The 24,104-nt window shown below is 62.0% G+C and carries 27 protein-coding genes; 1 reads left to right on the forward strand and 26 read right to left on the reverse strand.

Annotation, left to right across the window (positions count from 1 at the left end; translation table 11 throughout):
• The first annotated feature begins 14 nt into the window (after positions 1–14).
• A complete protein-coding gene (locus AC56LG_RS13175; protein WP_497166535.1) occupies positions 15–257 on the forward strand; it encodes an MbcA/ParS/Xre antitoxin family protein in 243 nt (80 codons plus the stop codon).
• Between the two features lie 9 nt (positions 258–266).
• Here AC56LG_RS13175 and tatC read toward each other — a convergent pair whose 3' ends face one another.
• From tatC to AC56LG_RS13305, 26 genes are all read right to left on the reverse strand, one after another.
• Entirely contained in the window at positions 267–1,022 is a 756-nt protein-coding gene (tatC, locus tag AC56LG_RS13180) for a twin-arginine translocase subunit TatC (protein WP_497166536.1), read from the reverse strand.
• Positions 1,023–1,514, reverse strand: a complete 492-nt coding sequence (gene tatB, locus AC56LG_RS13185; RefSeq protein ID WP_192055719.1) for a Sec-independent protein translocase protein TatB — start codon at positions 1,512–1,514, stop codon at positions 1,023–1,025.
• A gap of 15 nt (positions 1,515–1,529) precedes the next feature.
• Positions 1,530–1,778, reverse strand: coding sequence for a Sec-independent protein translocase subunit TatA (gene tatA, locus AC56LG_RS13190; protein WP_497166537.1), 249 nt, complete (start codon positions 1,776–1,778; stop codon positions 1,530–1,532).
• A 116-nt stretch (positions 1,779–1,894) separates the two neighbouring features.
• Positions 1,895–2,269, reverse strand: a complete 375-nt coding sequence (locus AC56LG_RS13195; RefSeq protein ID WP_497166538.1) for a histidine triad nucleotide-binding protein — start codon at positions 2,267–2,269, stop codon at positions 1,895–1,897.
• A gap of 99 nt (positions 2,270–2,368) precedes the next feature.
• A complete protein-coding gene (locus AC56LG_RS13200; protein ID WP_497166539.1) occupies positions 2,369–2,710 on the reverse strand; it encodes a phosphoribosyl-ATP diphosphatase in 342 nt (113 codons plus the stop codon).
• Positions 2,707–3,135, reverse strand: coding sequence for a phosphoribosyl-AMP cyclohydrolase (gene hisI, locus AC56LG_RS13205; protein ID WP_497166540.1), 429 nt, complete (start codon positions 3,133–3,135; stop codon positions 2,707–2,709). Before hisI ends, AC56LG_RS13200 begins: the two co-directional genes overlap by 4 nt.
• Positions 3,136–3,137: 2 nt before the next feature.
• Complete coding sequence (gene hisF / locus AC56LG_RS13210) at positions 3,138–3,899, reverse strand: imidazole glycerol phosphate synthase subunit HisF (protein WP_497166541.1); 762 nt, start codon at positions 3,897–3,899, stop codon at positions 3,138–3,140.
• Positions 3,900–3,915: 16 nt separating this feature from the next.
• Positions 3,916–4,692 carry a 1-(5-phosphoribosyl)-5-[(5-phosphoribosylamino)methylideneamino]imidazole-4-carboxamide isomerase gene (hisA, locus tag AC56LG_RS13215; RefSeq protein WP_192055704.1) on the reverse strand — a complete coding sequence of 259 codons (777 nt, stop codon included), beginning with the start codon at positions 4,690–4,692 and terminating at the stop codon, positions 3,916–3,918.
• Between the two features lie 48 nt (positions 4,693–4,740).
• A complete protein-coding gene (gene hisH / locus AC56LG_RS13220) occupies positions 4,741–5,382 on the reverse strand; it encodes an imidazole glycerol phosphate synthase subunit HisH (protein WP_497166542.1) in 642 nt (213 codons plus the stop codon).
• Positions 5,383–5,384: 2 nt separating this feature from the next.
• Complete coding sequence (gene hisB, locus AC56LG_RS13225) at positions 5,385–5,975, reverse strand: imidazoleglycerol-phosphate dehydratase HisB (protein WP_305822221.1); 591 nt, start codon at positions 5,973–5,975, stop codon at positions 5,385–5,387.
• Between the two features lie 28 nt (positions 5,976–6,003).
• Positions 6,004–7,101, reverse strand: coding sequence for a histidinol-phosphate transaminase (hisC, locus tag AC56LG_RS13230; protein ID WP_497166543.1), 1,098 nt, complete (start codon positions 7,099–7,101; stop codon positions 6,004–6,006).
• Positions 7,098–7,943: a DNA-methyltransferase gene (locus AC56LG_RS13235; RefSeq protein WP_497166544.1), complete on the reverse strand. Its 846-nt coding sequence runs from the start codon at positions 7,941–7,943 to the stop codon at positions 7,098–7,100. The genes hisC and AC56LG_RS13235 overlap by 4 nt, the downstream gene beginning before the upstream one ends.
• Positions 7,940–9,256 (reverse strand): histidinol dehydrogenase, encoded by a 1,317-nt coding sequence (hisD, locus tag AC56LG_RS13240; protein WP_497166545.1) that lies wholly within the window; start codon positions 9,254–9,256, stop codon positions 7,940–7,942. The genes AC56LG_RS13235 and hisD overlap by 4 nt, the downstream gene beginning before the upstream one ends.
• 2 nt (positions 9,257–9,258) lie before the next feature.
• Positions 9,259–9,942, reverse strand: a complete 684-nt coding sequence (hisG, locus tag AC56LG_RS13245) for an ATP phosphoribosyltransferase (RefSeq protein ID WP_497166546.1) — start codon at positions 9,940–9,942, stop codon at positions 9,259–9,261.
• 17 nt (positions 9,943–9,959) lie between these two features.
• The gene (gene murA / locus AC56LG_RS13250; protein WP_497166547.1) at positions 9,960–11,210 is read right to left on the reverse strand and encodes a UDP-N-acetylglucosamine 1-carboxyvinyltransferase; all 1,251 of its coding nucleotides are present in this window, start codon (positions 11,208–11,210) and stop codon (positions 9,960–9,962) included.
• Entirely contained in the window at positions 11,211–11,447 is a 237-nt protein-coding gene (locus AC56LG_RS13255) for a BolA family protein (RefSeq protein ID WP_056341013.1), read from the reverse strand.
• A gap of 40 nt (positions 11,448–11,487) precedes the next feature.
• Complete coding sequence (locus AC56LG_RS13260; protein WP_497166548.1) at positions 11,488–12,255, reverse strand: ABC transporter permease; 768 nt, start codon at positions 12,253–12,255, stop codon at positions 11,488–11,490.
• On the reverse strand, positions 12,252–13,172 hold the full coding sequence (locus AC56LG_RS13265) for an ABC transporter ATP-binding protein (protein WP_497166549.1): 921 nt from the start codon (positions 13,170–13,172) through the stop codon (positions 12,252–12,254). The genes AC56LG_RS13260 and AC56LG_RS13265 overlap by 4 nt, the downstream gene beginning before the upstream one ends.
• Positions 13,173–13,397: 225 nt before the next feature.
• Positions 13,398–13,673, reverse strand: a complete 276-nt coding sequence (locus AC56LG_RS13270) for an STAS domain-containing protein (RefSeq protein WP_497166550.1) — start codon at positions 13,671–13,673, stop codon at positions 13,398–13,400.
• Between the two features lie 2 nt (positions 13,674–13,675).
• The gene (locus tag AC56LG_RS13275) at positions 13,676–14,323 is read right to left on the reverse strand and encodes an MlaC/ttg2D family ABC transporter substrate-binding protein (RefSeq protein ID WP_497166551.1); all 648 of its coding nucleotides are present in this window, start codon (positions 14,321–14,323) and stop codon (positions 13,676–13,678) included.
• 75 nt (positions 14,324–14,398) lie between these two features.
• Complete coding sequence (locus AC56LG_RS13280) at positions 14,399–15,199, reverse strand: MlaA family lipoprotein (RefSeq protein WP_497166552.1); 801 nt, start codon at positions 15,197–15,199, stop codon at positions 14,399–14,401.
• Between the two features lie 11 nt (positions 15,200–15,210).
• Entirely contained in the window at positions 15,211–15,684 is a 474-nt protein-coding gene (gene mlaD, locus AC56LG_RS13285) for an outer membrane lipid asymmetry maintenance protein MlaD (RefSeq protein WP_497166553.1), read from the reverse strand.
• 67 nt (positions 15,685–15,751) lie between these two features.
• Positions 15,752–16,534 carry a lipid asymmetry maintenance ABC transporter permease subunit MlaE gene (gene mlaE / locus AC56LG_RS13290; protein WP_497166554.1) on the reverse strand — a complete coding sequence of 261 codons (783 nt, stop codon included), beginning with the start codon at positions 16,532–16,534 and terminating at the stop codon, positions 15,752–15,754.
• Positions 16,531–17,334, reverse strand: coding sequence for an ABC transporter ATP-binding protein (locus tag AC56LG_RS13295; protein WP_497166555.1), 804 nt, complete (start codon positions 17,332–17,334; stop codon positions 16,531–16,533). The genes mlaE and AC56LG_RS13295 overlap by 4 nt, the downstream gene beginning before the upstream one ends.
• A gap of 352 nt (positions 17,335–17,686) precedes the next feature.
• The gene (locus AC56LG_RS13300; RefSeq protein ID WP_497166556.1) at positions 17,687–19,150 is read right to left on the reverse strand and encodes a glutamate synthase subunit beta; all 1,464 of its coding nucleotides are present in this window, start codon (positions 19,148–19,150) and stop codon (positions 17,687–17,689) included.
• 150 nt (positions 19,151–19,300) lie between these two features.
• Entirely contained in the window at positions 19,301–24,022 is a 4,722-nt protein-coding gene (locus AC56LG_RS13305; protein WP_497166557.1) for a glutamate synthase-related protein, read from the reverse strand.
• Between the last annotated feature and the right edge of the window lie 82 nt (positions 24,023–24,104).

The raw sequence follows: 24,104 nt of genomic DNA on the forward strand, positions 1-24,104 counted from the left end.
GCAACGGATTTACCATGACCCAGGACGCCCCACTCACCCCTGATTCACTCACCGCGCTGCGCGAACGCTTCGACCAGCAATCGCGCAAGGCGCAGTCGTATTACGCGCTCATGCACGAGGCACGGCGCGTGCTGGGCAGCGACGATGCCGCCAGCAACTGGATGGAGACGCCGCTGGTGGCGTTCGAGGGCAAGACGCCGGCGCAACTGGTGGCCGAAGGCCGCGAACACGCCCTGCTGGAACATATTCGCGCGTGAAGCAGGTCCTTACGCCGGCTCTTCCGGCGCCTGCGTCATCTTGACGAACATCGGCGCGACCAGCAAACCCAGTTCGAACAGCAGGCACATCGGAATGGCCAGCGCCAGCTGGCTGACCACGTCCGGGGGCGTGACGATGGCGGCGATGACGAAGGCGCCGACGATCAGGTAGGGGCGGATCGATTTCAATTTTTCGATGCTGACGATCCCCATGCGCACCAGGATCACGACCACCACCGGCACCTCGAAGGTGGCGCCAAAGGCGAGGCACATCGACATCACGAAATCGAGGTAGTTTTCGATGTCGGGCATGACCGCGATCGAGGATGGCGCGAAGGCGGCAATGAAGTGGAAGACGCGCCCGAACACGAAGAAATAGCAGAACGCGACGCCGCCGATGAACAGCAGCGAGGACGAGATCACCAGCGGCAGCACCAGGCGTTTTTCGTGGGCGTACAGGCCAGGCGCGACGAAGGCCCACATCTGGTAGAACACCCACGGCAGCGCCACGATCAGCGCCACCATCAGGGTCACCTTCATCGGCACCAGGAAGGGCGCGACGACGCCGGTGGCGATCATTTGCGCACCCGGCGGCAGCGATGCGATCATCGGCATCGCGAGGAAGTCATAGATTTCCTTCGGCCCCGGCCAGACGAACAGCCCGATGCAGACGATCGCCACGCCGATGATGGCCTTGACCAGGCGGTCGCGCAGTTCGACGAGGTGGGAGATGAAGGTTTCTTCGACTGGCGCTTCGTCTGTCATTTAAAAGAATGAGGAATTGGATTTGGTACCGGGCCGGAACTTGCGCACGCGCGCGGCGCCCGACAATACCCGGGTCTTGCTGCCGGTGCGGTGCTTGTACCAGGCCGGCACGGCGGAACTGCGCACCAGCTTCTTGCGGCGGAAATCTTTCGCCTTGCGCTCGAGGTTATCCATGCTGGCGATCGGCGCGGGCGCGCTCGGCTGGATGTCGCCGCGCCAGGCGGCTTCGACTTCCTGCACGCTGCTCGACAAGTGGTGCTCGACGTCCGACTGGAATTCGGCGGCGCTGTCGGCCACTTCCTTTTGCAGGTTGCGCAGCTCGTCGAGCTGGATCTCGCGGCTGACCTCGGACTTGACGTCGTGCAGGTAGCGCTGGGCGCGACCGTACAGGGTGCCGGCCATGCGCGCCACCTTCGGCAGCTTTTCAGGGCCGATCACGATCAGCGCCACCACACCGATGATGGCGATCTTCGACAGTCCCAGGTCGATCATACGGCGCCGACCGGATTACGAACGGTGCTTTTCGCGGGTCTCGACGTCGATCGTCGATTTGTCCGCAACCTGGCTCGGGTGGACCGGCGGCGGCGTCGTGGTCGTGGTCGTGGTCGTCTTGTCCTCTTCGCCCTTCACGCCATCTTTAAAACCTTTGACGGCCTTGCCGATGTCGGAGCCGACGTTGCCCAGCTTCTTGGTGCCGAACAGCAGCACCACCACGACCAGCACGATTACCCAGTGCCAAATGCTCATCGAACCCATTTTGATCTCCTCAGTGGGCGCATGCGCCCGCAATCATTGAAGCGTAGTTGAAACATACTGCGCCAGTATAAGCGATGCAGGCGCTCCCGACGCTTAGTAGCAGCTTAGTAAAAGTGTCAGGTACCCAGGCCGCGCCACGGGCGCGCGCCGCCATACACGTGCATGTGCAGGTGATACACTTCCTGCCCGCCATTCGGACCGCTGTTGATCAGGGTTTTGAAGCCGCCGCCCGCCTTGCCGTCGGCGCCGCGCGTCACCGCCACGCCGTGTTCGGCGGCCAGCTTCGGCGCCAGCGCCAGCATCTTGCCGAGCACGGCCGTGTGTTCGTCGGTCACGTCGGACAGGGTGTCGACGTGCTGCTTCGGGATCACCAGCAGGTGCACGGGTGCCGCCGGGTTGATGTCCTTGAAGGCCAGCACCTCGTCGTCTTCATACACAACTTGCGCCGGGATCTGCTTGGCAGCAATCTTGCAAAAAATGCAGTTATCCATCTCGTCTCCAGTTTCCGTTGCTGCGGCCATTAAAAACGCCGGGCAATCCGAACGATCTTATATGAAAACAATGACGCCGCAATGACGTCATGCGTTCCATCAATCTTCTTGACGCGACGCTTTTTCGGCGAGGCCGGACAAGCCTTCGCGCCGCGCCAGTTCGTCGACCACCTGTTGCGGCGTCAGGTCGAATTTGGCCAGCAGCACCATCGAATGGAACCACAGGTCGGCCACTTCGTACACCAGTTTCGAAGCGTCGCCCGAGACACGCGCGTCTTTCGCCGCCATCACGGTCTCGGTCGCTTCCTCTCCGATTTTTTTCAGGATCGCGTCGTCGCCCTTGGCGAACAGCTTGGCGACATACGAGGTCGCCGGGTCGCCGCCGTTTTCCAGCTTGCGCGATTCGATCGTTTGCGCCACGCGCGCCAGGGTCATGCTCATGGAGTCTTCTTCGTATTCGTGTAAATCGTTTCCGGATCCTGCAGCACCGGGTCCACCGCCTGCCAGTCTTCACCGTCGAATTTCTGGAAGAAGCAGGAATGGCGCCCGGTGTGGCAAGCGATGCCGCCAGCCTGTTCGATCTTGAGCAGCACCACGTCTTCGTCGCAATCGAGGCGCATTTCCAGCACCTTTTGCGTGTGGCCCGATTCCTCTCCCTTGTGCCACAGCTTTTTGCGCGAGCGGCTCCAGTACACGGCTTCGCCCAGTTCCACCGTGCGCGCCAGGGCGTCGCGGTTCATCCAGGCGAACATCAATATGTCGCCGGTGGACGCTTCCTGGGCGATCACCGGCACCAGGCCGTTTTCGTCCCAGCGCACTTTTTTCAGCCATTTCGCGTTGGCGGCGCTTGTCGTCGAATGCGGCATGATCATTCCAGGCGCATCGGGATGCCACGCTCGGCCATGAAGCGCTTGGCTTCGCCGACCGTGTGCTGCCCGTAGTGGAAAATGGAAGCGGCGAGGACCGCATCGGCATGGCCGTCGAGTACGCCGTCGGCCAGGTCTTGCAGCCCGCCGACACCCCCCGAAGCGATCACCGGGATGCCGACCGCATCCGACACGGCGCGCGTCAGGCCGAGGTCGAAGCCGGACTTGGTACCGTCGCGGTCCATGCTGGTCAACAGCAGTTCGCCGGCGCCCAGCTGTTCGAGCCGCATGGCCCACTCGACGGCGTCCATGCCGGCGGGATTGCGGCCGCCATGGGTAAACACTTCCCACTTGCCGGGAGATACCTGCTTGGCGTCGATCGCGACCACGATGCACTGCGAGCCGTGCTTCTGGGCGGCGTCGAACACCAGTTGCGGGTTCTGCACGGCCGAGGTGTTCATGCTGACCTTGTCGGCGCCGGCATTCAGCAGGCGGCGCACGTCTTCGACCTTGCGCACGCCGCCGCCGACGGTCAGGGGAATGAAGACGGTCGAGGCGACCGCTTCGATGATGTGCAGGATCAGGTCGCGGTTGTCGGAGGACGCCGTGATGTCCAGAAAAGTGATTTCGTCGGCGCCCTGGCCGTCGTAGCGGCGTGCGATTTCGACCGGATCGCCGGCGTCGCGCAGTTCGGTGAAATTGACGCCCTTGACGACGCGCCCGCCGGTCACGTCGAGGCAGGGGATGATGCGTTTTGCCAGCATAGTTTTACCGGGCCGCTCAGGCCTGTTCGCCCTCGGTCAGTTCGTCGGCGCGCGCCTGGGCCGAGGCCAGGTCGATCGTGCCTTCGTAGATCGAACGGCCGCAAATGACGCCCTCGATGCCTTCGTCCTGCACCGCGCACAGTGCCTCGACGTCGGCCAGGTTGTGCAGGCCGCCGGAAGCGATGATCGGGATGCGCACCGCCTGCGCCAGGCGCACGGTCGCTTCGATGTTGATACCGCCCATCATGCCGTCGCGGCCGATGTCCGTATAAATGATCGATTCGACGCCGTAGCCCTCGAATTTCTGCGCCAGGTCGATTACTTCGTGGCCCGACATCTTGCTCCAGCCGTCGGTGGCGACTTTACCGTCTTTCGCATCCAGGCCGACGATGATCGAGCCGGGGAAGGCGCCGCAGGCGTCGTGCAGGAAGCCGGGATTTTTCACGGCGGCGGTGCCGACGATGATGTAGGTGATGCCGTCGTCGAGGTAGCGCTCGATGGTGTCGAGGTCGCGGATGCCGCCGCCCAGCTGGACCGGGATCTCGTCGATGCCGTTTTCTTCGGCGAATTCCTGCACCACCTGCAGGATCGACTTGATGGCCGGCTCGTTCTTCGGCTTGCCGGCAAAGGCGCCGTTCAGGTCGACCAGGTGCAGGCGGCGCGCGCCTTTTTGCAGCCAATGCAGGGCCATTTCGGCGGGGTCTTCGGAGAAGACGGTGGCGAGGTCCATATCGCCCTGTTGGAGGCGAACGCAGTGACCGTCTTTCAGGTCGATGGCGGGGATCAGCAGCATGGTCGTTGTCGGTTAAGTAGGAAGAACGGTGGAGTGAGCGTAAAGGATTTACGGATTCCAGTGGATGAAATTGCGGTACAGGCGCAGCCCGGCGGCTGCACTTTTTTCGGGGTGGAACTGGGTGGCGACGATGTTATCGCGCGCGACGGCGCAGGTGTAGGCGCCACCGTAGTCGGCTTCGCCGATGGTGTCGCCCGCGACTTCGGGCGCGACGTAATAGCTGTGCACGAAATAAAAATAGCTGCCGTCGGCGACGCCGTCCCACAGCGGGTGGGCGCGCGTCTGCTGGACGCGGTTCCAGCCCATCTGCGGCACCTTGAAGCGCGAGCCGTCCGATTGCAATTTTCCATCCAATTGAAACCGTACGACCTTGCCCGGCAACAGGCCCAGGCCGGGCGTGCCGTCGTTCTCTTCGCTCTCGTCGAACAGCATCTGTTCGCCGACGCAGACGCCCATGGTCGGGCGCGTCTTCATCGCCCGCAGCAGGGCGTCCTGGCCGCCCGATTCGCGCAGGCTGCGCATGCAGTCGCGCATCGCGCCCTGCCCCGGCAGCACGATGCGGTCGGCGGCGTCGATGTCGTCCGGCTGGTGCGAGACCAGGATGTCGGCTTCCGGCGCGGCCGTGCGCAGCGCCTGCACTACCGAGCGCAGGTTGCCCATGCCGTCGATCACCACGATCTTGTTGGCCATGATTACAGGCTGCCTTTGGTCGAAGGGATGATGCCGGCGGCGCGCTCGTCGAGCGTGGTCGCCATGCGTAGCGCGCGTCCGAACGCCTTGAACACTGTCTCGCACTGGTGGTGCGCATTCACGCCGCGCAGGTTATCGATGTGCAGGGTGACGCCGGCGTGGTTCACGAAGCCGCGGAAGAACTCGCCGGTGAGGTCGACGTCGAAGGTGCCGATCATGGCGCGCGTCCAGGGGATGTGCATCTCCAGGCCAGGCCGGCCGGAGAAATCGATGACCACGCGCGACAGCGCTTCGTCGAGCGGCACGTAGGAGTGGCCATAGCGGGTCATGCCCTTCTTGTCGCCGACCGCTTTGGCGATCGCCATGCCGAGCGTGATGCCGGTGTCCTCGACCGTGTGGTGGGCATCAATGTGCAGGTCACCCACGGCCTCGACTTCCAGGTCGATCATGCCATGGCGCGCGATCTGGTCGAGCATGTGGTCGAGGAAGGGCACGCCGGTGTTCAGTTTCTGGCGGCCGGTGCCGTCGAGATTGAGCGATACGCGGATTTGCGTTTCGTTGGTGTTGCGGGTGATGTCTGCAGTGCGGGTCATGAAAAGGTGCTCGTCGGTTCGAGGCGGCTTACGCTTGCGCGAGCGCGGCCTTGAGGGCATTCAGGAATGCGGAATTTTCTTCCGGGGTGCTGACCGTCACACGGATGCAATTGGCCAGCGATCCATGCATTTTACTCAAATTTCTAATCAGGACCTTCGCCTCGAAGAGTTTTGCACAAACGGCGGCCGCATCCGGCACCCGCAGCGAGATGAAATTCGCTGCCGATGGAAATACTTCGACCCCCGGCAGCGCCGCCAGTTCGGCCGCCAGGCGGGCGCGCTCGTCGTTGATGCTGGCCGCTTGGGCGTCGAGCACCTCGACGTGGTCGAGCACGAACTCGGCCGCCACCTGGGTCAGCACGTTGACGTTATACGGCGGGCGCACCTTCTCGAACTCGGCCAGCAGCTGCGGCGCCGCCGTCATGTAGCCCAAGCGAATGCCGGCCAGGCCCAGCTTGGACACGGTGCGCATCACGACCAGGTTCTCGAAGTCGCCGAGCCGGTCCATGAAGGTTTGACGGGCGAACGGCTGGTAGGCTTCGTCCAGGACAACCAGGCCATGCTCGCCCTGCGCCTGCAGGATCGCTTCGATGTCCTCGGTCGCGAACAGGTTGCCGGTCGGGTTGTTCGGGTAGGCCAGGAACACGACGGCCGGCTGGTGCAGGGCGATCGCTTTCAGCATGGCGTCCATGTCGAGCGAGAAGTCCTTGGTCAAGGGCACGCCGACGAAATCGGCGCCCGCGAACTGGGCCGAGCGCGAATACATGACAAAGGCCGGCACCGGCGCCAGGATGGTGGCGCGCCGCTTCTGGTTGGCGACGGTGGTGGCGACGATCTGGATCAGCTCGTCCGACCCGTTGCCGAGCATGACGTCGTAGCCGGCCGGGATGCCGAGCTTGCCGATCACCTGTTCCTTCAGCGTGGCGTAGGTGCCGGTCGGATAGCGGTTCAGTACGGCGTCGGCCAGGCGCTGGCCCAGTTCCTCGCGCAACGCACGCGGCAGTTCATACGGGTTTTCCATCGCATCGAGCTTGATGTAGCCGCTCGCATCGGGCACCACGTAGGCGCCGATGGCGCGGATGTCTTCGCGGATGACGTTGGCGATCAGGTTGTCGATTGAACTCATGCTTGTTCCTCGGTGGTGGCACTGGCGGCGCGGATGACTGCCTTGGCGGCGCGCGCGATGCTCTTGCGTTGTTTGATGGTGGGGCTCGGTGCCGGCGCGGCCAGGCGCGCTTCGATGATGGCGCAGTAATCAGGATTTAATTCAAATCCGGCGTACTGGCGCTGCAGATTGCGGGCGGCGATCGCCGTGGTGCCGCTGCCCATGAAGGGATCGAGCACGACGCCGCCGGGCGGGCAGGACGCCTTGATCATGCGTTCGATGATTTCCAACGGCTTCTGGGTAGGATGGTCCGCGCGCTCCGGATGCTCGCGGTGCAGGCGCGACACGCTCCACAGGTCTTTCGGGTTGTAGCCGACCTCGAGCCACTTGGCGCCGACGAAAATCGAACGCGAACGCGCCTTTTTCGTCGCCGCGTCATACGGAATGCGCACCGCGTCGAGATCGAAGTAATAGTCTTTGCGGTTGACGAAAAAGCCGATGGTGTCGTGTACTGAGCTAAAACTGCGCACGCTGCCGCCCATCGAGGGCACGCGCCGGTCCCAGATGATCTCGTTCATCATCGTCATGCGCTTTTTCAGCATGACGAAGATCTCCGGCGCGAAGCGCCAGGTGAGGAAGATGTACAGGCTGCCATTGGGTTTTAATTTCGGCAGCGCGGCGTCGATCCACTCCCCGGTCCAGGCGAGATAGGCTTCGACGCTTTGCTGGTCGGAGCCGTTGCCGTAATCCTTGCCGAGGTTGTAGGGCGGGTCGGTCAGGATCAGGTCAACGGCACCATCGGGGATGCGCGCCAGGCCCGCCAGCGCATCCTCGCAGAATACCCGGTTGACCCAGTCCGTCATGACTGTGTTTTCAGACGCAGTTCTGCGCTGCGTGCGTGCGCCTGCAGTCCCTCGCCATACGCCAGTTCGGCCGCGACTTTACCGAGCGTCTGGGCGCCCGCCTCGCTCACCTGCAGGATCGACGAACGCTTCTGGAAATCGTAGACACCCAGCGGCGACGAAAAACGCGCCGTGCGCGAGGTCGGCAGCACGTGGTTCGGGCCACAACAGTAATCTCCCAGCGCTTCCGACGAAAAGCGTCCCAGGAACATGGCGCCGGCGTGGCGGATTTGCTCGGCCCACTGCTGCGGGTGTTCGGCCGAGATTTCCAGGTGCTCGGCGGCGATGTCGTTGGCGATCGCGCAGGCTTCCGCCATGTCGCGCACTTTGATCAATGCGCCGCGGTCGCCCAGCGAGGTGGTGATGGTTTGCGCGCGCGGCATGGTCGGCAGCAGCTTGTGGATGCTGGCCTCGACCTGCGCGATGTAGTCGGCGTCCGGGCACAGCATGATCGCCTGCGCCAGTTCGTCGTGTTCGGCCTGCGAGAACAGGTCCATCGCCACCCAGTCGGGGTCGGTCGTGCCGTCGCACAGCACCAGGATCTCGGACGGTCCGGCGATCATGTCGATGCCGACCGTGCCGAACACGCGGCGCTTGGCGGCGGCGACATAGGCGTTGCCGGGACCGACGATCTTGTCGACCGCGGGGATGGTCTCGGTGCCGTAGGCCAGTGCGGCCACGGCCTGGGCGCCGCCGATGGTGATCACGCGCGTGACGCCGGCAATCGCGGCGGCGGCCAGCACCATCTGGTTTTTGACGCCGTCCGGGGTCGGCACCACCATCACGATGTCCTTGACGCCGGCCACCTGCGCGGGAATCGCATTCATCAGCACCGACGAGGGATACGCCGCCTTGCCGCCGGGGACGTAGATGCCGACGCGGTCGAGCGGCGTCACGCGCTGGCCGAGGAGCGTGCCATCCGCTTCGGTATATGTAAAACCGTTGAGTTCCTGCTTCTGGCGCTCATGAAAAACGCGGATGCGTTCGGCGGCCGTTTGCAATGCGTCGCGCTGGGCCTGCGGCAGCCCAGCCAGCGCGGCGTCCAGTTCGTCCTGCGCCAGGTCGAAGGCAGCCATGCTGGAAGCACTGACGCGGTCGAAACGGTTGGTGTATTCCAGCACGGCGGCGTCGCCGCGTGCCTTTACGTCGCGCAGGATGTTACCGACGGCCGCTTCGATCGCATCGTCGGTGTCGGCCTCGAAGGCGAGCAGCGTATGCAGCTCCTGCTTGAAACCGTCGTGGGTGGAGTCGAGTTTGCGGATCTGTACAGCCATGGTCAGCCTTGTTGCAGTGATTGTTTGGAAGCGCGCTCGAACGCTTCGATGATGGGTTGCAGGCGCTCGCGTTTCAGCTTCAATGCCGCCTGGTTCACGACCAGGCGCGAGGAGATCTCCATGATCTTCTCGACTTCGACCAGGTTGTTTGCACGCAGCGTGTTGCCGGTCGAGACCACGTCGACGATGGCGTCCGACAGCCCGACCAAGGGCGCCAGTTCCATCGAGCCGTACAGTTTGATGAGGTCGACGTGCACGCCTTTATTCGCGAAGTGCTGGCGCGCGGTGTCGACGAACTTGGTCGCCACGCGCAGGCGCGCACCCTGGCGCACCGCGGTCTCGTAATCGAAGCCGGCATTCACCGCCACCGACATGCGGCAGCAGGCGATGTTCAGGTCGACCGGTTGATACAGCCCCTCGCCGCCGTGCTCCATCAGTACGTCCTTGCCGGCCACGCCGAAGTCGGCCGCGCCGTACTGCACGTAGGTCGGCACGTCGCTGGCGCGCACGATCAGCACGCGCACAGCCGGATCGTTGGTCGCCAGGATCAGTTTGCGGGAGGTCTCCGGATTTTCGGTGACGCTGATGCCGGCCGCTTCCAGCAGCGGCAGCGTGTCTTCGAAAATCCGGCCTTTTGACAGCGCCAGGATCAAGCCCTGGTCCGTCGATTGGGTTGCGATGCTCATGGTTTGACTATCTTCGATTACTTGATGCGCACGATGTCGGCGCCGACGCGCGACAGTTTCACTTCCATGCGGTCGTAGCCGCGGTCGAGGTGATAGATGCGGTCGATCAGGGTGGTACCCTCGGCCGCCATGGCGGCGATCACCAGCGAGGCCGAGGCGCGCAGGTCGGTCGCCATCACGGGCGCACCGACCAGGCGGTCGACGCCTTTTATAAATGCGGTATTCCCCTCGGTGGAGATGAAGGCGCCGAGGCGGTTCATCTCTTGCACGTGCATGAAGCGGTTCTCGAAAATCGTCTCGGTCACGCGGCTCGGACCGGCGGCGATGGTGTTCACCGCCATGAACTGGGCCTGCATGTCGGTCGGGAAGCCCGGGTATTCGGTGGTGCGGAACGACACCGGATGCGGGCGGCTATCCATGCGCGCGCGGATGGTGTCCGTGCCCACGTCCATCTGCAGGCCGACTTCGCGCAGTTTATCGAGTGCGACGTCAAAAATATCGGTGCGGGTGTTGGTCAGCACGATGTCGCCGCCAGTGGCCGCCACTGCGCAGAGAAAAGTCGCCGCTTCGATGCGGTCGGAGATCACCGCGTGCTTGGCGCCATGCAGTTCGCTCACGCCCTGGATCACCAGGCGGTCGGTGCCGATGCCCTCGATTTTCGCGCCCATGGCGACCAGCAGGTTCGCCAGATCGGTCACTTCCGGCTCGCGCGCGGCGTTTTCGAGGATGGTCTCGCCTTCGGCCAGGGTCGCGGCCATCAGCAAGTTCTCGGTGCCGGTGACCGTGATCATGTCGGTCAGGATGCGCGCGCCTTTCAGCTTCTTCGCTTTCGCGTAGATGTAGCCGCCTTCGATCGTGATCTCGGCGCCCATCGCCCGTAAACCCTTGATGTGCTGGTCGACCGGACGCGAACCGATCGCGCAGCCGCCCGGCAAGGAGACCTTGGCTTCGCCGAAGCGCGCCAGCAGCGGCCCCAGCACCAGGATCGAGGCGCGCATGGTTTTCACCAGTTCATAGGGCGCTTCCAGGCTGGTGATGTTGGCGCCGTTCAGGGTGACGTTTTCGTCGTCCTGGTTCACGGTGAGACCGGTCTGGGCCAGCAGTTTCAGGATGGTCTTGACGTCGTGCAGGCGCGGCACGTTCGACAATTCGACGTCGCCGCTGGTGAGCAGGCCGGCGCACAGGATCGGCAGCGCCGCATTCTTGGCGCCGGAGACCGCGATCTCGCCGTTCAGGCGCTTGCCGCCGACAATTTGAAGCTTGTCCATTTAGCCTCCGTATTCTTCGGGCGTCAGCGTCTTCATCGACAGCGCATGGATTTCTTCGCGCATGCGGTCGCCCAGCGCCGCATACACCAGCTGATGGCGCTGGATAGGACGCTTGCCGGCAAAGGCAGGCGAGACGATCAGGGCCGAGAAGTGACGTCCATCGCCTTCGACCTGTAAATGGGTGCATTGCAGGCCGTTTTCGATGTAGCTGTGGATCAGTTCTGGAGTGGTCGACACGATAATTCCTGGATAAATGTTATACGGTTCAGTGGCGGACTCAGTGGCGTAACTTATAACCGCCGCGCAGCAGGTTGATCGCCACTGCCGCGAGCACCGCGAAGAAGGCGCACACGATGGCAAGGCTGGTCCACGGCGAGATATCGGACTGGCCGAAGAAGCCGTGGCGGAACCCGTCAATCATATAAAAGAACGGGTTGAAATGCGAGACCGCCTGCCAGAAGCCGGGTAAGGAGTGGATCGAATAGAACACGCCTGCCAGGAACGTGGCCGGCATGATCAGGAAATTCTGGAACGCGGCCAGCTGGTCGAATTTATCGGCCCAGATACCGGCGATCACGCCCAGCGTGCCGAGAATGGCCGCGCCCATGACGGCGAACACGATGATCCACAGCGGCGCGGCAAAGCTCAGGTGCGCGAACCAGGCGGTAATCGCAAACACGCCGGCGCCGACCGCCAGGCCGCGCACCACCGATGCCGACACATACGCCAGCAGGATTTCCCAGTGCGACAGCGGCGGCAGCAAAATGAACACCAGGTTGCCGGTGATTTTCGACTGGATCAGCGAGGACGAGGAATTGGCGAAGGCATTTTGCAGCACGCTCATCATCACCAGGCCCGGCACCAGGAAGGCGGTGTACGACACGCCCGGATAGACTTCGACCCGCCCTTCGAGCACATGGCCGAAGATCAGCAAGTACAGCATGGCCGTCAGGATCGGCGCGGCAATCGTCTGCGTCGCCACTTTCCAGAAGCGCAGCATCTCTTTGTAAAACAGGGTGCGAAAACCCACAGATACGACACTCACAGGGCGCCCTTTTCCATGATCTGGATAAAAATGTCTTCGAGGTCAGCCTGCTGCAGCTGCATCTCGTCGATGACCGCCCCCGATTCGCGCAGGCGCGACAGGATCGGCTCGACTTCCGAATAATCGTTCACGCGCAGGCTGTATTTGTTTCCACTGCCATTCCCGTGTTCGTCGTGCGACACGAGGTGGCGCAGGTCGGCCGGCAAGGCGCCACTTTTCAGGTGCACGATCAGTTGCGAACCCGACACCCGGCGCAGCAATGCGCTCATCGTATCGAGCGCGACCACTTGCCCGGATTTGAGCATGGCCACGCGCTGGCACATGGCTTGCGCTTCTTCCAGGTAATGGGTGGTCAGCACGACCGTGTGCCCGCCTTCGCGGTTCAGGCGCGAGATGAATTTCCACAGGGTCTGGCGGAGTTCGACGTCGACACCGGCGGTCGGCTCGTCCAACACGATGACCGGCGGTTTATGGACCAGCGCCTGGGCGACCAGCACGCGCCGCTTCATGCCGCCCGACAAGGCGCGCATGTTGACATCGGCTTTATTGGTGAGGTCGAGATTGTCCATGACCTCGTCGATCCACTTGTCGTTGTTCTTGATGCCGAAATAGCCCGACTGCAGACGCAGCGTTTCGCGCACGGTGAAAAACGGATCGAACACCAATTCCTGCGGCACCACGCCGAGTTTTCGTCTCGCTTCGCGGAAATCGGTGACGACGTCGTGGCCGTGGATTTGCACGCTACCGACGTCGGGCCGGATCAGGCCGGCGATGGTGGAGATCAGGGTGGTCTTGCCGGCGCCATTCGGGCCGAGCAGGCCGAAGAACTCGCCTTGTTCGATCGTCAGGGAAACGCCTTTCAAGGCCTTGAAACCCTTGTAGCTCTTCTCGACGCTGTTAATCTGGATCGCTGTCATTGTTCTTTGGAGTGGCTGCGGCACAGGCGTGCGCAATCCGGGCGGGGAAACGACCCATTATAGGGGAAATCGCAAATACAAGAGCCTGGCGGCATTGAGGAGGGAATTGCGGGGTACGTAGGGCGGACATGCAGGCCGAGAACGCCGCGTCATCGGCGGCGGTAAAAGGGATACGGCGCGTTCCATGGAAAAACGCCGCGGGCACACGTATGGGCGAGCCGGGAATTACGACCGGGCCAGCACGTCCTCGAGCCCGTACAACTGCGTCAGGGCATCGATATTGCCCGGCACATTGATAAACGTGAGCTGTTGCCCGGCGTCGCGGGCGCGACGTTGCCAGGCCAGCAGCAGGGCCACGCCGGACGAGTCGGCGGCGCGCACGCCGCCCAGGTCGAAGACGGTCTCGCCGGCCTGGATCGCGGCGACACCCTGCTCCAGGGCCGCTTGCGCGGTCTCGAAGGTCAGGGCGTCGAGCGACAACATCGGATTTGCTTCGGCCATGTTTATTTTGGCGCCTTCAGCGGCTTGTTCGCCAGTTGCTTGTTGCGGTCGGCCAGCTTCGTGATCAGGCCATCGATGCCGGACTTGTTGATCTCGGCGGCAAACGTGCCTTTATAGGTCTCGACCAGCCACGCGCCCAGCACGTTGATGTCGTAGATCTTCCAGCCCTGGTCGCCCTTGGCCAGGCGGTAGTTCAGGGTGATCGGCTCGCCGCGCGAGACGTTCACCTGCGAACGCACTTCGACGTCGGTGTCGGTCGGCTGCGAACGCATCGGCTTGAATTCGATGGTTTCGTTCTTGATCTGCGACAGCGCGCCCGAGTAAGTGTAGACCAGCAACGTGCGGAATTCTTCCGACAGGCGCTTTTGCTGTTCCGGGGTGGCCTGGCGCCAGAAGCGGCCGGCTGCCTGGGCCGTCATCTTGTCGGCGTCGACATACGGCAGGATCTTGGAGTTCACCAGTTCCATGATCTTGTTGCGGTTGCCGGCCTGGATGTCCTTGTCGGCCTTGACGGTATCGATGACGTCGGCGCTGATGCGTTTGACCAGCACGTCCGGTGCCTCGTTGGTGGCCGGGGCCGGGGCGGCGATGACGCTAGTGGCAAAGACCAGGGTTGCGGCGGTGGCGATGAGTTGGGCGATTGGTTTCATATGCTCTCTTTTCTGTCGGTTGCGGGAGGTCGGGCCGCGCGCCGCGTCATGCGGCGCGCCGGCTTCCTACTATCATTACTTCCGCTGCATGTCGGTCGACGGGGTCGATGGCGCGGCCGGGGCTGCCGGTGAAGGCACCACCTGGGTGTTCGCCGCCGGCGCATCCTGCTCGGCATCGTTGGATCGTTGGGACTCGCCGTCGAACACCTGGCTCTGGCGGCGCTGCATGTAACCGTCCCGGATGAAATCGTAACGGTCGAGTGCAGCTTCCTCGAACAGGTTCGATGCTTCCAGCAAGGAAGCGCGCTGGTCGATCACGCGTACGCCTGTGCCGATGTTGCGCCAGTTGTGCGGATCCTTGTATTTCCAAGGATCGGCCCAGCGGTCGGCCGGCAAGGCAGCGGTGTCACGGATCGTAGATGGGCCCAATAACGGCAACATCAAGAAGGGACCCGAAGGAACGCCCCAATATCCCAGCGTTTGTCCAAAATCTTCGTTGTGCTTTTGCAGGCCGGCTTCGGAAGCGATATCCAGGATGCCGAGAATGCCGAAGGTCGAATTCAGTGCAACGCGCATGAAATCGGTTGCGCCCGCTTCGCCCTTGCCTTGCAGGAAATTATTTGCGGAGCTCCAAACGTCCGACAAATTCCCGAAGAAATTACCTACACCCGTCTGCACAAAGCCCGGCAACACGTTTTTATAGGCGGTTGCCGCCGGTTTCAAGGCCACGCGGTCGACCGTATCGTTGAATGCGAAGCTTGCGCGATTAAACTTTTCCAGCGGATCTTGCGGATTGCTCGGGGTGGCACAGCCGGCCAGAACGGCGCAGGCGGCAATCGCCAGTGCCAGGCTGGACAGACGCGGCAGGGCTTTCATTTTGTTGCTGTTCATTCGCTGCCTTCCTTTCCTTCGGCCGCCTTGCTGTAGATGAACTGATTGATCAGGTCTTCCAGCACGGTGGCCGATTGCGTACGGTTGATTCGATCGCCGTCGACGAGGTTTTTGGTCTCGCCGCCCGGTTCGATGCCAATGTATTGCTCGCCCAGCAGACCCGCGGTCAAAATCTTGAGCGACGAATCTTTCGGAAACTTGTAGTTCGGATCCAGATCGAGGCTGACCATCGCCTGGAAGGTTGTATCGTCGAATGTAATGTCGCCGACCCGGCCGACCACGACACCGGCGCTCTTGACCGGCGCCTGTGGCTTCAATCCACCAATGTTGTCGAACTTGCCGACGACGGTATAGGTCTCGGCAAACGAAAGCGAGCTCATGTTCCCTGCCTGCAGCGCCAGGAACAACACGGCGGCAGCGCCCAGCAGGACAAACAATCCAACCCAGACATCGATGATTTTACGGTGCATAGTAATTCCTAGTATCTCGGCCGTATGTGCGCGGCCAAACGAAACGATTTATTGATTATTAATTTAGTTATTGCGTAAACATCAGGGCGGTCATCACGAAATCCAGCCCCAGCACCAGCAGCGAGGCGATGACGACCGTGCGCGTGGTGGCGCGCGCCACGTCGGCCGGGGTCGGTTTCACGTGGTAACCCTGGAACACGGCGGTAAAGGTGACCGCAATGCCGAACACGAAACTTTTGATGACGCTGCTGACCACGTCGCGGTTGACGTCGACACCGGCCTGCATCTGCGACCAGAACGCGCCTTCGTCCAGGCTCAGCATCTTGACGGCGACCAGGTAGCTGCCGATGATGCCGACGGCGGAGAAGACGGCGGCCAGCACCGGCATGGCGATCACGCCACCCCAGAAACGGGGCGCCAGCACGCGCTGCACCGGATTCACGGCCATCATTTCCATGGCCGACAATTGCTCGCCGGCTTTCATCAGGCCGATTTCGGCGGTGAGCGAGGTACCGGCGCGGCCGGCGAACAGCAAGGCGGTGACGACCGGACCCAGTTCACGGATCAGAGATAAAGCCGTAAGCGAACCGAGCTTTTCCTCGGCGCCGAACTGGATCAGATTCACATAGAACTGCAAGCCCAGCACCAGGCCGACGAACAGGCCGGAAACGATCGTGATGACGAGCGAATAGTTACCGATAAAATGAATCTGCTCGGAAATCAGGCTTGGACGGCGCCAGGCGCCCGGCGAAAAACGCAGCAGGTTGAAAAACGCGCGCGTGGCAAAGCCGAGGCTTTCGATCGATTCGCGCACGGTGGCGCCGGCGCTTTCAAAGAAACGCAGGATCATCGCTTCACTCCCAGACCCAGGTCGTCGGCCAGCGACTTACCTGGATAATGGAAGGGCACCGGACCGTCCGGTTCGGCATTCACGAACTGTTTCACGTACGGGTCTTTCGACACGCGCAGCTCGGCCGGCGTACCTTCGGCAACGATCTTGCCGGCCGACATGAAGTAGACGTAGTCGGCGATGGCAAAGGTTTCGTTGACATCGTGCGAGACCAGGATCGAGGTGGATCCCAGCGCGTCGTTCAGGTTGCGGATCAGGTTCGCAGTGAGACCCATCGAGATCGGATCGAGGCCGGCAAAGGGTTCGTCGTACATGATCAGTTCCGGGTCGAGCGCGATCGCGCGCGCGACGGCGACGCGGCGCGCCATGCCGCCGGAAATCTCGCCCGGCTTCAGTTTGGAAGCGTTGCGCAGGCCGACAGCGTTCAACTTCATCAGCACCAAGTCGCGGATCAGCTCTTCCGACAAGTCGGTATGCTCGCGCAGCGGGAAAGCGACGTTGTCGAAAATGGTGAGATCGGTAAACAGGGCCCCAAACTGGAACAGCATGCCCATGCGCCGGCGCAGGCGATACAGCCCCTCGGTACGTAGTTCATGCACCACTTCGCCGCCCACCCGAACGGCGCCGCGCTGTGGACGGATCTGGCCGCCGATCAGGCGCAGGACCGTGGTCTTGCCGCAACCGGAACCACCCATCACGGCAATGAGCTTGCCGCGCGGGAAATCCATGCGCAGGTTCGACAGGATCTTGCGATCGCCATAAGCGAACTCGAGATCACGTATTTCTACAAGGTTAGACACAGGGGGATAGTCGGATTTGGGAATCTCGTATTGTAGTGCAGAAACGGCAAGGGCTGCTTGCGACACCCCCGTTTCACTCCCCCTTCCGACGTATGGCTACAACACTAATAACCTAAAAGTCAGCTATTTCATTCCGCAAGTCATTGTTTTTGTTGATATATGCATATAAGACAACGTTGTAATTTGTTGATGCTTATTAACATTTCTCTACAGCAGCACAAGTTCTGATTTTGTAGAACTGTAGGGTGGGTTCTCGAACCCACGCGGTGCAACACTCGCATATCGAAAATATTATTCGACCACGAAGCGCTTTACCGCGTGGGCACGAGTGCGGAGCGCCGCCCGGCCCACCCTACCGTGGCAGGACCGATGAACCCATCAGGAACTCATCCACCGAACGCGCACACTGCCGCCCTTCGCGAATCGCCCACACCACCAGCGACTGGCCGCGGCGCATGTCTCCCGCCACGAACACTTTCGGTACCGAAGTCTGATAGCAAGCCTCGCCCTCGGTCGTGGCGCGGGCATTCCCGCGCGCATCCTTGACAACGCCGAACGCGTCCAGCACCTGCTGCACCGGCGAGACAAAACCCATGGCCAGGAACACGAGATCGGCCTTCATTTCGAATTCGCTGTCCGGCACTTCGATCATCTTGCCGTCCTTCCACTCGACGCGGCAGGCAATCAGCTTTTCCAGTTTGCCGTTCTTGCCTTCGAAACGTTTCGTCGCCACGGCGAAATCGCGCTCGCAGCCTTCTTCGTGCGAGGACGAAGTGCGCAGCTTGGTCGGCCAGTAAGGCCAGACCAGCGGCTTGTTTTCGTGTTCCGGCGGCATCGGCATCAGTTCGAACTGGGTCACCGTGGTGGCGCCATGGCGGTTCGAGGTGCCGACACAGTCGGAACCGGTATCGCCGCCACCGATCACGACCACGTGTTTACCAGTCGCCTTGATCTGGTCCTTCAATTTATCGCCGGCGTTCACGCGGTTTTGCTGGGGCAGGAAATCCATGGCGAAATGCACGCCCTTCAGTTCGCGTCCCGGCACCGGCAAATCGCGCGGCTGCTCGGCGCCGCCAGCCATGACGACCGCGTCGAATTCGGCTTGCAGGTCTTCCGGGAAGATCGTGTCGCGCGCCATGTTGCTGACCGTGGCCGGGAAATCCTTGCCGATCAAGACGCTGGTGCGGAAGACCACGCCCTCGGCCTGCATTTGTTCAATGCGGCGGTCAATCAGCCCTTTTTCCATTTTAAAATCGGGAATGCCGTAGCGCAGCAGGCCGCCGATGCGGTCGCTCTTTTCGAACACCGTCACGGCGTGGCCGGCGCGCGCCAGCTGCTGGGCTGCAGCCAGGCCGGCGGGACCGGAACCGACCACCGCCACCTTCTTGCCGGTTTTAATAGAGGCTGGCTGCGGCACCACATAGCCGTGTTCGAAGGCGGTGTCGGCGATTTTGCGCTCGATCGACTTGATGCCGACCGGCTCGTCGTTGATGCCGAGGGTACAGGCCGATTCGCAGGGCGCCGGGCAGATGCGGCCGGTCACTTCCGGGAAATTATTGGTCGAGTGCAGGTTCTCGATCGCCGCGCGGTAATTGTTGTGATACACCAGGTCGTTCCAGTCGGGGATCTGGTTGTTCACCGGGCAGCCCGTGTTACAGAACGGGATGCCGCAGTCCATGCAGCGCGCGCCCTGCACCTTGGCTTGGCCGTCGGTCAGGGTGACGACGAATTCCTTGTAGTTCTTGACGCGCGCGGCGGGGTCCAGGTGATCTTCTTCCTGGCGTTGAAATTCCATGAAGCCGGTGATTTTGCCCACGTTTTTATCCTTTGCTTGTCGGTGACTGACACCGGTCGTTTCTTGATGCAGCGTGGCTGCGCGACAGTTCGTTGAACGCGTGGGCGGAGGATCCGCCCACCCTACGGGTCTGCTCGCATGCAATTGGTCGTTGCGAGCAGCGCAGTACGCTTACGCCGCGAGCTCGATCTTGTCGTTCGCTTCTTCCATGCTGCTGTTATGCATTTCTTCCAGCGCGCGCTTGTAGTCGGTCGGGAAGACTTTGACGAACTTGCCGCGGCTGTTGGCCCAGTCGTCCAGCAAATTGCGGGCGCGGGTGCTGCCGGTATACTTGAAATGGCGTTCGATCAGGCGGCGCAGGATGGTCTCATCGGACTCGCGCTCGGTGTCGCGGCTTTGGCTGTGCCAGCCGGCGATATCTCCCTGCTCCTTGGTCGAGACTACGCGCTCCAGGTTGACCATGGTCGTGTTGCAGCGCGCGGCGAACTCGTCCTTTGGATCGTAGACATAGGCCACGCCGCCCGACATGCCGGCCGCGAAATTGCGTCCGGTCTCGCCCAGCACCACGACCGTGCCGCCGGTCATGTATTCGCAGCCATGGTCGCCGCAGCCCTCCACTACCGTGGTCGCACCCGAGTTGCGCACCGCAAAGCGTTCGCCGGCCACGCCATTGAAGAAAGCCTCTCCGGAAATCGCGCCATACAGCACGGTGTTGCCGACGATGATGTTGTCCACCGCCCAGCCGCGGAATTCCGTGTTCGGGCGCACGATCACGCGCCCGCCGGATAAGCCCTTGCCGACGTAGTCGTTGCCTTCGCCGACCAGGTCGAGCGTGATGCCGGCGGCCAGGAAGGCGGCCGCCGATTGCCCGGCCGTGCCTTGCAGCTGGATGTGGATGGTGTCGTCGGGCAAACCGGCGTGGCCGTAACGCTTGGCCACTTCGCCCGACAGCATGGTGCCGACCGTGCGATTCACGTTGCGCACCGGCGAAATGAAGGAAACGCGCTCTCCCTTTTCCAGCGCCGCTTTCGCCTGCGTGATCAATTTATGGTCGAGCGCGCGGTCGAGGCCGTGGTCTTGCGCATCGCTGTGGAACAGGTTGCGCGGGGCGTCGGTCTTCGGCTGATAGAAAATGTTCGAGAAATCCAGGCCCTGCGCCTTCCAGTGCGTGATCGCCTTCGATTTATCGAGCAAATCGGCGCGGCCGATCAGTTCGTCATACGTGCGGATGCCGAGCTGGGCCATCAATTGACGCGCCTCCTCGGCAACGAAGAAGAAGTAATTCACCACGTGTTCCGGCTTGCCCTGGAACTTGGCGCGCAGCACCGGGTCCTGCGTGGCCACGCCGACCGGGCAAGTGTTCAGGTGGCATTTTCTCATCATGATGCAGCCTTCGACCACCAGCGGCGCCGTGGCGAAACCGATTTCGTCGGCGCCGAGCATGGCGGCGATCACGACGTCGCGGCCGGTCTTCATCTGGCCGTCGGCCTGCACGCGGATGCGGCTCCTCAGCCCGTTCAACACCAGCGTCTGCTGCGTTTCGGCGAGACCCAGCTCCCACGGCGTACCCGCATGTTTCACGGACGACAGCGGCGAGGCGCCGGTGCCGCCGTCGTGGCCGGCGACGACCACGTGGTCGGCCTTGGCTTTCGAGACGCCGGCGGCAACGGTGCCGATGCCCACTTCCGACACCAGTTTGACGGAGATCGAGGCGTTCGGATTGGCGTTTTTCAGGTCGTGGATCAGCTGCGCCAGGTCTTCGATCGAATAGATGTCGTGGTGCGGCGGCGGCGAAATCAGGCCGACGCCAGGCACCGAGAAGCGCAGCGAAGCGATGTACTCGGAGACCTTGTGACCCGGCAGCTGACCGCCTTCACCCGGTTTTGCGCCCTGCGCCATCTTGATCTGGATCTGGTCGGCCGAACTCAGGTACTCGGCGGTGACGCCGAAACGGCCCGAAGCCACTTGCTTGATCTTCGAGCGCAGCGAATCGCCGTCTTCCAGCGGAATGTCGACCGCCACCCGATCGGCGCCGATCACGGACGCCAGCGTCTCGCCCTTGCTGATCTTGATGCCCTTGAACTCGTTCAGGTAGCGACGTGGATCTTCGCCGCCTTCACCCGTATTGCTCTTGCCGCCGATGCGGTTCATGGCGATCGCCAGGGTGGCATGCGCTTCGGTCGAAATCGAGCCGAGCGACATGGCGCCGGTAGCAAAACGCTTGACGATCTCTTTGGCCGGCTCGACCTCGCCCAGCGGAATCGCTTTCGACGGATCGATCTTGAACTCGAACAGGCCGCGCAGCGTCAGGTGACGGCGTCCCTGTTCGTTGATCAGCTGGGCGTATTCTTTATATGTATTGAAATTGTTGGCGCGCGTGGAATGCTGCAGCTTCGCGATCGCGTCCGGCGTCCACATGTGGTCTTCGCCGCGCACGCGGAAGGCGTATTCGCCGCCCGTATCGAGGGCATGCGCCAGCAGCGGATCGCTACCGAACGCCAGACCGTGCAGGCGCAGCGCTTCTTCGGCGACTTCGAACAGGCCGATGCCTTCCACCGTCGACGAGGTGCCGCGGAAGTATTTGTCGACCAGCGATTTATTCAGGCCAACGGCTTCGAAGATCTGCGCGCCACAGTAGGACATGTAGGTCGAGATGCCCATCTTCGACATTACCTTCATGAGGCCCTTGCCGATTGCCTTGGTGTAGTTGTAGCAGGCGGCGTTCGGGTCCATTTCGTGCGGCAGGTGCTGGGCCAGGTCGGCCAGGGTTTCCAGCGCCAGGTACGGGTGCACGGCTTCGGCGCCATAACCGGCCAGCAAGGCGAAATGGTGGGTTTCGCGCGCCGAACCGGTTTCCACCACCAGGCCGGTGGAGGCGCGCAGGCCGCGCATCACCAGGTGCTGGTGGATGGTGGACGTTGCCAGCAATGCCGGAATCGCGACCACGTCGCTCGACACCGCACGGTCCGAGACGATCAGGATGTTGTGGCCCGATTTCACGGCGTCGACCGCTTCCGCGCAGAGCGAGGCCAGCGACGCTTCGATACCTTCCTTGCCCCAGGCGACCGGATAGCAAATGTTCAATTCATACGATTTGAACTTGCCGCCGGTATGGCTGCTGATGTTGCGCAGGCGCGCCATGTCATCGAAACCGAGCACCGGCTGCGACACCTCGAGACGCATCGGCGGATTGACGTTATTCGTGTCGAGCAGGTTCGGCTTGGGACCGATGAACGACACCAGCGACATCACCATGCTTTCGCGGATCGGATCGATCGGCGGGTTCGTCACTTGCGCAAACAATTGTTTGAAATAATTGTACAAAGGCTTGAGCTTGTTCGACATCACCGCCAGCGGCGAATCGTTGCCCATTGAACCGGTCGCTTCTTCAGCCAGCACCGCCATCGGCGCCATCAGGAATTTCAGATCTTCCTGGGTATAGCCGAAGGCTTGCTGGCGATCCAGCAGTGTGATCGCCGCTTTTTCGCCCTGGGCCGGCGTATCCTTTAACCTGCTTTGGGCCAGCTGCGATTCACTCAGCTTGATTTCATTGAGCTTGATGCGCACCGACTTGATCCAGGCTTTATAGGGCTTGGCATTCGAGAAGGTGTCTTTCAACTCTTTATCGTCGATAATGCGGCCGGCTTCCAGGTCGATCAGGAACATCTTGCCGGGCTGCAGGCGCCATTTTTTGACGATGCGCGATTCCGGGATCGGCAGCACGCCCGATTCGGACGCCATGATCACCAGGTCGTCTTCGGTGACGACATAGCGCGCCGGACGCAAGCCGTTGCGGTCCAGGGTGCCGCCGATGTGGCGGCCATCGGTAAACGCCATCGCCGCCGGGCCGTCCCACGGCTCCATCATCGCCGCGTGGTATTCATAGAAAGCCTTGCGGTTCTCGTCCATCGACGGATGGTTTTCCCAGGCTTCGGGAATCATCATCATCATCGCCTGGGCGACCGGGTAACCGGCCATCACCAGCAATTCGAGCGCATTGTCGAAGCAGGCGGTATCGGACTGGCCCTCGTAAATCAGCGGGAACAGTTTATGCAGATCGTCGCCCAGCACGGCCGATTTCATCATGCCTTCGCGCGCGCGGGTCCAGTTGAAATTGCCTTTGACGGTATTGATTTCGCCGTTGTGGGCGATCAGGCGGTACGGGTGGGCCAATGGCCATTCCGGGAAGGTATTCGTCGAAAAACGCTGGTGCACCAGCGCGAGCGCGGAAACGCAGCGCGGATCCTGCAAATCCTTGTAATAGACACCGACCTGGTCGGCCAGCAGCAAGCCCTTGTAGACGATGGTGCGCGCCGACATCGACGGCACGAAGAATTCCTTGCCGTGCAAGAGTTTCAGCGCCTGGATTGCGTGGCCCGAGGATTTGCGGATCACGTACAACTTACGTTCGAGCGCATCGGTGACCATGATGTCCGGGCCGCGGCCGATGAAAATCTGGCGAATGACCGGTTCCTTGGCCTTGACGGTGGGCGACATCGGCATCGCTTCGTCGACCGGCACATTGCGCCAGCCGAGGACCACTTGTCCTTCGATGCGCACGGCGCGCTCGATTTCCTGTTCGCAGGCGATGCGCGAGGCATGTTCCTTCGGCAGGAACACCATGCCGACGCCGTACTCTCCGGGTGGGGGCAGCTCGACGCCCTGTTTGGCCATCTCGTCGCGGAAATACTGGTCGGGGATCTGGATCAGGATACCGGCACCATCGCCCATCAGCGGGTCGGCGCCGACGGCGCCGCGGTGGTCCAGGTTCTTCAGGATCAACAGCCCCTGATCGATGATGGAATGGCTTTTGTTGCCTTTGATGTGGGCAATAAAACCGACGCCGCAGGCATCGTGTTCATTGGCGGGATCGTATAAACCTTGGGCAATCATGCGGGACTCTCCACAACTTTAATCAGGGGTGAAGGCCGAGAATAGTGCAACGCAACAAAGACAGCAAGGGGAACAATGAGGG

The sequence above is a fragment of the Telluria sp. ZB2R32 genome, assembly GCF_059685715.1.